The organism is Micromonospora sp. NPDC048843 (assembly GCF_040649965.1).
In the GTDB taxonomy this organism is placed as follows: domain Bacteria; phylum Actinomycetota; class Actinomycetes; order Mycobacteriales; family Micromonosporaceae; genus Micromonospora; species Micromonospora hortensis.
Window position 1 is genome coordinate 1 of the sequence record NZ_JBEZGJ010000232.1, and the last position, 9087, is coordinate 9087.

Annotated in this window: 6 protein-coding genes; 2 read left to right on the forward strand and 4 right to left on the reverse strand. The window is 69.7% G+C overall.

What is annotated here, in order from left to right:
• Positions 1 to 86 precede the first annotated feature (86 nt).
• Complete coding sequence (locus AB0C20_RS32795; RefSeq protein WP_357569454.1) at positions 87 to 3209, reverse strand: hypothetical protein; 3123 nt, start codon at positions 3207 to 3209, stop codon at positions 87 to 89.
• 54 nt (positions 3210 to 3263) lie between these two features.
• Positions 3264 to 3899 carry a TetR family transcriptional regulator gene (locus AB0C20_RS32800; RefSeq protein WP_357184544.1) on the reverse strand — a complete coding sequence of 212 codons (636 nt, stop codon included), beginning with the start codon at positions 3897 to 3899 and terminating at the stop codon, positions 3264 to 3266.
• 95 nt (positions 3900 to 3994) lie between these two features.
• On the opposite strand from AB0C20_RS32800, the gene AB0C20_RS32805 reads away from it, so the two are divergent.
• Positions 3995 to 4933 (forward strand): oxidoreductase, encoded by a 939-nt coding sequence (locus AB0C20_RS32805; RefSeq protein ID WP_357184547.1) that lies wholly within the window; start codon positions 3995 to 3997, stop codon positions 4931 to 4933.
• Between the two features lie 76 nt (positions 4934 to 5009).
• Positions 5010 to 5360, forward strand: coding sequence for a DoxX family protein (locus tag AB0C20_RS32810; RefSeq protein WP_357184550.1), 351 nt, complete (start codon positions 5010 to 5012; stop codon positions 5358 to 5360).
• A gap of 8 nt (positions 5361 to 5368) precedes the next feature.
• Here the strand turns inward: AB0C20_RS32810 and AB0C20_RS32815 are convergent, their stop codons facing one another.
• Entirely contained in the window at positions 5369 to 6037 is a 669-nt protein-coding gene (locus tag AB0C20_RS32815) for an ABC transporter ATP-binding protein (RefSeq protein ID WP_357569456.1), read from the reverse strand.
• 59 nt (positions 6038 to 6096) lie between these two features.
• On the reverse strand, positions 6097 to 8949 hold the full coding sequence (locus tag AB0C20_RS32820) for an ABC transporter permease (protein WP_357569455.1): 2853 nt from the start codon (positions 8947 to 8949) through the stop codon (positions 6097 to 6099).
• Positions 8950 to 9087 lie beyond the last annotated feature (138 nt).

Consider the following 9087-nt stretch of genomic DNA (forward strand, 5'->3'; position numbering starts at 1 on the left):
TGCCGGCGGTCGAAGCGCCGGGTCGCCCGGACCGTCTCGTCGTGCGCCTGCGTGCCGGCGCCCGGAAGGCGCCGGCAACGTGTGCCTCAGTTGGCGTGGGTCAGGCGGGTGGTGATGCGCAGGCCCATGAGTGTGTCGTTCATCCACGGCACCCGCTCGCGGTGCAGGCCGGCGGTCATCTGGTCCGCCCACACCTCGTACCGCTGCATGAGCGTGTTGGCGCGGGACCGCGCGCTGGTGATCAGGCAGTCGCCCAGTGGGTCACCGGGCAGGTTGGACGAGTCGACAGCGGGCTCGCAGGGCACCTTGAGGCTGGCCTGGTCGCGCAGCGGGCGGCTGGAGTCGGGCGAGCACGGCGTGGGCCCGCACTGGACGTAGTTCCCGCTCGCCTTGGCGTAGGCATTTCCGATCTTGGCGTCCGTCGGCATGTTCACCGGGATCTGGTACTGCCCGAACAGGTTCGCGGACAACACGTCGTCCGAGTCGAGGGCGTTGGGCAGACCCAACCGGGTGTACGCCTGGAGCAGCCGCGCCGCGGTGTTCACCTTCTTCAGGGCGGCGGGCACCGCCCCGCTGACCTGGGTGCTCTGGTCCCGTACCCGGTCGTACATGGACTTCTGCCGGGCCTGGAGGAAACCGCGCAGGGTCGGCGTCAGAGTGGCGTCCAGCGCCGCGTTGTTCACGGCCGTCGCGCCGCTCTCGAAGGCGTAGCGTCCGGACGGCCACTTCTGGGTCAGTCCCTGCTCGGGCGTGGTCTCGCTGTCACAGTTGAAGAACTCGCAGTCGACCTGGTAGACCTGCTCGTTCGGCCAGGTGTAGTCGGCGGTGCGCGAGTTCTGCCAGGCCGTGTTCGAGTTCAGCCGGAATCGGCTGTGGATCTGCAACCGCAGCTTGCCGTAGTGGCGGATCACCCCGGTGCCGTAGCCCGTCGTACGCGTGTAGACCCAGCTCGGTGTGTAGCAGTAGCCGACCTCGGGCAACTCCCGTACCCCGGCCGGCGGCTCGTCGTGGCGCGGTGTGTACGCGTACTGGAGTGCCCGCACCATGTTCGACATCAGGTTGTAGCGAACGTTGCTGGGTCGGTCGATCTGCCTGCTGCCCTCACATGCGGGCACCGTCGCCTCGTCGCCCTTCGCCGGCGCCGCGGCGAGCGGCTTGTCGGTGTCCCAGAACAGGTCGTAGTCCTTGAGCGTCTTCACCTGTACGCCATTGGCGTCCGGTTCGTAGCGGACCTGGACCTCGTTGGTCCGAAACGCTCTCAGCGCGGCCGACAGCTCATTGGTGGCGGTGACGTACTCGTTGACCAGCCCGGTGATCAGGCTGTTGGCGTTGCCGCCGGCCGGTCGACCGAAGCTGGCCGCGAGGTCGGCGATGCGGGTGCCCTCCGCCTCGATCTGCGCGGCACGGCCGGCGCTGACCTGGGCGGCGTACGTCGGGTTCTGCAGCATCAACATGGCGTACGACTGCGCGCCGAGGTTCCACACCGTCGGGTTGCCGACCGGTGTCGACGGTTCGACCATCGAGGGGTCACGTCCGTTGGCGACCCGGGCCAGGTAGTTGATCGACCGGGCCTCGCCGAAGCTGTTCAGCACCGTGGTCGGGTCGACGGCCGGGTTGTCGGCGTCGGTCCGGGGCACCACGAACGCGGCGCCGCTGGCCAACTGTGTCGAGGTCAGGTGGAATTCATTCTCCGGGCCGACGAACTCGCCGTACGTCGGGATCGGTTGACCGAAGTTCTCCAGGTAGCCGATGTACTTGTTGATGTCGGCGCGGGCGTCGTGCAGTGTGGCGTCGCCGATCGCGGCCAGGACGGTCGCGGCGATGTCCTCCAGGCGCAGGCCGAGCTGGGCGACCTGCTGCTGCACGAGGGTGATCTGTGCGGTGTTGCCGGCGATCGCAGCGTTCAACTTGTCGAACTGGGCCATCATGTTCGCGTACACCGTGTTGATCTGGGCCTCGACCCGCGCGAAGCTGGCCCGCATCTCGTCGCCGAGGGCCCGCACCTCGTCGCGTAGGGCCTTCACCTGGGCCAGGATCTGTGCGTCCAGCGACGGTCCGCTGCTGCCGAAGAGCCCGACGATCGACATCACCGCACCGAAGACGTTGCCGGTCATCGCCAACGTAGCGGTGCTGAAGATCGAGCCCGCGAGGCCGCGGCCGGTGATCGCCGCCGCGTACTTGGAGATCGCGCTGATCGTGGTGAGGACCGCTTCCCCGATCACCTTGGACTTCTTGCCGGCGGCGGGGTCGGCGAACCCGATGATGGTGGAGACCATGCCGACCCCGGCCTTGATGTCGGAGATCGTCTGCTGCCGAGCCTTGTCCCGGTCCTCGGCGGCCTTCTTGGCCGCCGCGGTGCACGCGGCGCTCGGCGGCCCTTCCGGCGGACACTTGCTGTTGTTCTCGCCGATCTCGAGGCGGATCTCCAGGCTCAGGCCGAGCAGCTCCGCGTGCAGGGAGGCCAGCTGCTGCTTGGCCGCCGCTACGTACGCCACCGAGTCGTCCCGCAGCGCCAGGATCGCGTCGAGGTCGACATGCGAAAGTCCGGGATCCTGCTGGAGCTCCTCGTAGGTGCTGGTGATGTCCACCCCGACCGGCTCACCGAGGACGGCGTTCCAGGCGGTGGCGACGGGCCCGCTGGCTGCCCCCGCCTGTCGGGTCGCGGACCACACGGCCGCGAGAGCGTCATCGCGGCCGCGCAGCCACTGGGCGGTCCGCAGCGCGCCGGAGGCGAGTTCCTCGCGGGTGTCCCACGGCTCGACCGTCTTGCCGATCACGGCCCCGACCAGGCCGGTGATCTCCGGCGAGGTCCGGGTGTCGCCGCCTGGCGCGCCGAGCAGGATGTCGACGGACTTCAGCAGCAGGTCCTGTTCGGGAAGCAGGAGGTCGAACGTGGTCAGCGATTCGTCGAGCACCTGCTTGCGTGCGGTGAGCTGGGCCTGGGCCTGTGCAGCAGTGGCGTTCGGGTGCAGCCGGTGCCACTGGACGAACTCGGCCGACAGCACGACGGTGGTGATCCGAGCGGCGCCCTGGAGATGGAGTTCGGCGACCTGGCCGAAGGCCCGGTCGGTGAGCGCTGCCTGAGGGACGGGGACGGGGACGGGATCGGCCGACGCGGGCTCGCCGAAGAGCGCGCTTGCCACTGTGACCGCGATCATCGCCAGCACGGCAGTCCCGCGCCGGGTGCGCGTGGAACGTTTTATTGTCATGCCGCGAACGTATTGAGCGGCCTGAAAGGGCGCTGAAAGGGCGCTGACTCGCGCTCAGCCGGCGGCGGGTGACGCGGCGGGCGCGTCGAGGGCGGGCGCCACGACGGCGAACGCCTGGTCCATCAGCTCGGCCAGGTGCTGCTCGTCGTCGCCCGGCTGCCACCGCTGGAGCACCGTGTCGAGTGCCAGCAGTGCCATCCCGGCGGCCATCCGTGGGTAGGGGTCGGTGTGCGGGTCGAGGCGACGGCGGTTGGCCACCTCGGCGGCCAGCTCGGCGCGCCACTCGATCTGGCGTTCCAGCCAGCGGGCGTGCAGGGCGGGGGTGTCCAGGATCAGACGGACGACGACACGGGCTCGCTCGGAGTGCTCCGGGTGGTCGTTGCAGGCGGCGAGCGGCACCCAGAGAGCGTGGCGCAGCGCGACCGACGGCGGCTCGGCGGGCGGCCGGGCGGCGAGTTCGGTGATGATGTCCGCGCTGGTGTCGGCAAGGAACCGAACGACCACGTCCTCTTTCGACGCGAAGTAGCGGAAGAAGGTGCGTCGCGACATGCCGGCCGCCGCCGCGATGTCGTCGACGGTCACCACGTCGAAACCCTTTGTGGCGAGCAGCATCAGGGCGGCGTCACGCAGCTCGTCGGCAACGAGCTGGCGTTTGCGGTCGGCCAGGCTGTTGTCCGTACGAGATCTCATCCGCCGATGCTACGTCACCTGCTGCCACATCATGCCCATGTTGGCATCTCGTGCACCTCTTGACACTAAGTGCCATCGATAGCACAGTGGGGCGCATGACCGTCAATGGCTGGTCCACCGAACAGATCCCCGACCTCAGTGGCCGTACCTTCGTCGTCACCGGTGCCACAGCGGGCCTCGGCCTGGCCACGACCCGGGCGCTCGCCGCTCGCGGTGCGCGCGTCGTGCTGGCCGTCCGCGACGAGGAGCGGGGTCGCCGGGTGGCGGCCGACATCACCGCGGCCCGACCCGGCGTCGACCTGGAAGTCCGGCGGATCGACCTCGCCGACCTCGACTCGGTCCGGACGTTCGCCGACGGGATGAACGCCGACCACCGCCGGGTGGACGTGCTGATCAACAACGCGGGGGTGATGGCAGTGCCGCGTACCCTCAGCCCGCAGGGTCACGAGATGCAGTTCGCCACCAACCACCTCGGGCACTTCGCACTCACCGGGCTCCTGCTCGACCTCCTGCTGGCCGGCCGGGATCCACGGGTGGTCACTGTCACCTCGGTCAACCACCGGCAGGCGAAGATGCGCTTCGCCGACCCGACCGGCGAGCGGGGCTACTCCCCGATGGGCTTCTACAACACGTCCAAGCTGGCCAACGCCATCTTCGGCTACGAGCTGCACCGGCGGCTCAGTGCCGTGGCGAGCCCGCTGGGCAGCTTCCTCGCCCACCCCGGCTACACCGCGACGAATCTGCAGACCAGTGCCACCACGCCGGTCTGGCGGCTGCTGCTGGGCCGGATCGGCAACCCACTCCTCGCCCAGCCGATCGATCGCGGCGTCTGGTCGCAGCTGTTCTCCGCCACCGACCCCGGGGCGCAGCCGGGCCAACTCGTCGCCCCGGGTGGGCCGGGTGAACTGCGCGGTCACCCCGCGCCGGCGAAGCTCTCCACCGCCGCGACCGACCCCGAGCACGGCCGCCGTCTGTGGGAACTGTCCGAACAGGCCACCGGCGTACGGTTCGGCGCGCTGCGACGAACGAGCTGATCGCGGTGCATCCAGCAGCCGTCACATTCCGCAGCGCTAGATCGTCCAGGGGGCGAGCAACCACGACGGAGGAACAATGTTCGCTGCCTATGTCACTGTCACCATTCTCGCGTCGGTCTTCACCGGCTTCGCCGCCGTCACCTACCTGATCGGTCACGACTATCCGAAGGCCCAGGCCGACATGAAGCGCGTGCCACGGTCGTGGTTACCGTGGTTGGGCGTGGCGCTGGCGGCAGGCTCGTTGGGGCTGCTGGCCGGCTTCGCCGTACCGCTGCTGGGAATCCTCGCCGCCGCCGGGCTGGTGCTGTACTTCATCGGCGCGCTCCTCGCGCACCTGCGCGTCGGCTCCCGTCAGCTGGTGGGGCCGGCCGTATTCTTCGTGACCGTGGTGGCCGCACTGGTGGTGAATGTGCTCCACCACTGGTGATCCGTCAGCTACGACGTGAGGCACCCGTCCCGCATCTGGACGGCTCGGTCGCAGCGCGCGGCGATAGCGGCGTCATGGGTCGCCATGATGAGAGTGGTGCCCTGTTCGTCGCGCAGCCTCAGCAACAGATCGACGATCGCGGTGCCGGTCTGACTGTCGAGATTGCCGGTGGGTTCGTCGGCCAGCAACAGGGCAGGTTGGTTGATCAGTGCGCGGGCGATGGCGACCCGTTGCTGCTGCCCACCGGAGAGCCGCGACGGCAGGGCGGCGGCCCGGTCGGCGAGCCCCACCATCGCCAGCAGCTCATGGGCACGAGCGACCTTGTCGAAGCCGGTGCGGAACGGAATCAGCGGCGCCACGACGTTGTCCACTGCGGTGAGCGTGGGCAGCAGGTGGAACCGTTGGAACACGAAGCCGACCCGTCGCCGGTAGGCGGCCAACCCCCGGCCGGCCAGTCCGGTCACCTCCTGGCCGCCGACCTCGATGGTGCCACCGTCACTTCGTTCGATGGCGCCGATCAGGTGCAGGAGCGTCGACTTGCCCGAGCCACTCGGCCCGGTCAACGCGATCGCGGTGCCGGCGTCGATCGCGAGGCTGACGTCGTTCACAGCGACCAGCGGTGCGCCGTCGGGCAGGGGAAAGGACTTCCGTACCCGGGTGAGACACACCAGCGGCATGGTCACAGTGCTCGACGTCGCAGCTGACGTCTGTTCCATCGGACCTACTCCTTTGCCGCTCACCCCTCGGCGAGCAGGTGGGCGGTGGGCAGTCGGCGGAGCACGGCGATCGGCACCACCACCGACAGGGCGGAGACGGCGACGCCGAACACCAGGGCGGCTGCGGAACACCAGAGGATCGCAGCGGTGACGCCCCCGGCGAAGGCCGCCGCCGCGCCCAGGCCGGCAGCGGCACCGAGCGTGCCGCCGATGGCACCCATGCCGATGGCCTCGATGATGACCAGCCGATTCAGCGTGGCGTCGGTCCAGCCGACGGCAGCGAACAGGGCGAACTCGGCGGCGCGCTCGCTGATGTTGAGATAGAGCACGTCAGCGACCGACACGATGCCCAGCACGATCGTGACCGCCACGGCGATGTGATCGACGGTGCGGGCCTGGAGGGTGACGGCATCACCGAGCAGGGTGCCGGTGATCGCCCCCCGGAACGCGAACGTGATCGCCAACAACATGGTCAGCGCGGCCACCCCGATCGTCAGACTCAGCGCGCCGAGCGCGGTCCGACCGGGTGTGCGGGCAAGGTTGGCCAGCGCGAGGGTGGCCAACCGGCGCGGTGCCTGCCGGCGGAGGGCGAAACCCGAGACGGCGGGCCGGATGATCTCGCCGGGGTCCGGCCGGGCGGCCCGCCAGGCCGGCCAGCCGCCGGCGAGCAGGGCCAGGGCCACCGCTGCGGGTACGGCGAGCAGGGTGTGGCTCCACGCGATGTTCAGCCCGAGACCGAACGCGATCCCGAGCGCCAGCCCGGTGCCCGCGACGCCTGCGGCGAGGCCGATGCCGACGATCTCGATGAACATGAGCTGGAGGAGGTGCCGGCGGCCCCAGCCGAGGCAGGTGAGGATGCCGAACTCGGTGCGTCTGGCGCGGATGGCGGCGGTGTTGGCGTTGAGCACTGCCAGCGCGCACACGGCGAGCACCAGGACGGACAGCAGGACGCTCTTGCGGTCGGCCGCGCGGACCAGCACGGACGCGACGCCCTTCTGCACCCAGGGCTCGGCCACGGCGAGGTCGGGCCGACCGTAGTTGCCCGCCGGGTAGTGCACGGTCATCGCTGTGGGCGACGACCCCAGGGTTATGTCGACCTGGAGGCCGGTGCGTTGCGCGATCTCCTCGGCGATCACCCGGACCCGCTCCCGGGACACCGGGTCGATGCCGACGTCTCCGGCCAGCCGAACTCGCACCACGCTGATCGGTGCGGTGGTGTTGAGCTGGTACTCCGGGTAGCTGGGCTCGGTGCTGTACGCGCCGGGGTCGAAGATGGCGGGCAGGGCCGCCATGGTGGTGAGCATCAGCGGAGGCTGGCTGAGCAGGCCGGTGACGTTCGAATTCGGGGTCAGCCGTCGCCCGCCCAGTGCCTGCCGCGACGCTTCGTCGGCACCCTCGGCGCCCGGATTGAAGTACGTGTCCATGGGCACCGCTGACAGCGCGCTGCCCAGCGAAACCCTGGCGGGGTCGAAGGTGCCCACCGCGCCCAGCGCGGCATCGGGCATGCTCACGTCTCCCGGTTGCTCCTCGTAACCGTGCGCCAGGTTTCGATGGACGGCTACCTCGCTGCGCACGCTGGTGTCGGCGAACTCCATCGGCACGTGCCGGGACGACCCACCGTCGTCGGCGCCCTGACCCCAGATCTTCAGGTCGTACGGATCTGGCTGGGCCCGCAGACCGTCCCCGGCCCGTACCCTCTTCGGCGGTCCGACGGTCCAGAACTGGTCGAGCCACCTGGTGTTCGACGTTGCCAGGTCGTATTCGACGCCCAGGTCGTCGGGGCGAAGCATCCGGTCGAGCAGGTTCTGGTACGGCTCTTCGAACGACATCGCCCGTGTGGCGACCGGCGTGCCGGACTCGTTGACCAGAGCGGCGCGGAGCCGCTGGTCGTCAGCGGATCTCCGGACCAGCTCGGGCACGTCGGAGTTCAGGCGCTGCACTGTGACGTTGAGCGTCCTGTCGACCTGGGGTCGGTCCGCGACGAGGATCGGGAGCACCGAGTAGGGGTACGGCATTCCGTCCAGCCGCCGCGAGGCCGGCGCTTCGGCCGAGGTGAAGTATCGGCCCGAGGTGACGGCCTGGTCCAGCCCGGCCAGCGTGGCCTCCGACTCCGGGTCGACCGCGGCCATCAGGAACGGCACCGTCCACGCCAACGTGACTGTCGGCCGCGTCGCCTTTCCCTCGCGATCCGTCGAGCCCATGCCGCCGACGCACGTCAACGACGATCGGGCTCGGAGGTCGGTTGGCGCGAGCCAGTCCTCCGCGGTGATGGCCGGAGCCGCTGGGCAGATCTTCACCCGTTGGCCGTCGGCGTCGACCTCCTCCGGCGGTGGCAGGCCCCCGCCGCTCTTCAACTCGCTGTTCGGCACCACGTCCAGCCGGTTCCGCGTCGCGTAGAGGAACGCCGGCCCGTCCGGGATCTGGCTCAGCCCCGCGTCCGTCGCCCAGGTCGGCTGGACCCGCAACACCTGACGCTCGGCGGTCGGGTCAAGGTGATCCGACAGGTCGACAGTCACTGGCACTGTGCGCATCACGTACCCGATCATCGCGACCGGTGCGGCCACCGAGACCCCGTGCACCGCCTGGATCTCACGCCACTGATCGTGGGTGATGCCGCCACGCATGCCCGCCAACTGGCCCGACTGGACCAGATTGCGCTCCTGCTCCAGCGGCAGCACCGCGCCCTGGGGGCGTACCAGGAGGTCGTAGACCGGGCGATAGTTGGCGCTGACCGCGCCCACCGCATCCAGCCGGGAGGTCACAGCGGCCCCGGTGAGCAGTGTGAACCCCGCTACCGCGACGGCGATCATCGAAAGTAGGGCCAGTGACCGGCGTAGTCGTACCCGCCATTGCGACGCGGCTATCCCCAGCATCGACGCACCGTGCCCCGCATCGTTGGTCCTCCAGCATGAGGCCGTCGGTCGGATGGTGACTTCCGGCTCAGGCCGCTCCACCAGCCTCATCCCGGCCGTTCCCGCAGCCTCGTCCGTCACCACGATCGCCTTCATCAG